The 221-nt window shown below is 43.4% G+C and carries 1 protein-coding gene; it reads left to right on the forward strand.

Going from position 1 to position 221, the window contains the following annotated elements:
- A partial coding sequence (locus CD138_RS11440; RefSeq protein ID WP_142380753.1) for an SdrD B-like domain-containing protein occupies positions 1-221 on the forward strand: 221 nt, incomplete at both ends.

The following is a 221-nucleotide window of genomic DNA, read 5'->3' on the forward strand; positions in this document are numbered from 1 at the left end:
GACGGTTATACACCGACGCAAACAGGTCAAGGCACAACGGATAACGACTCTAATGGTACTTCAACGAACGTAACTGTTGGGGACAATGATGACTTATCATTTGATAGTGGTTTCTTCAAAACTGAGCCACCTGTACCACCAACTCACAATATCGGTGATAAAGTTTGGGAAGATACAAACAAAGACGGTATCCAAGATGCTGACGAACCAGGTATCCCTAA

Origin of the sequence: Staphylococcus intermedius NCTC 11048, assembly GCF_002902385.1 — a bacterium.
Taxonomy (GTDB): domain Bacteria; phylum Bacillota; class Bacilli; order Staphylococcales; family Staphylococcaceae; genus Staphylococcus; species Staphylococcus intermedius.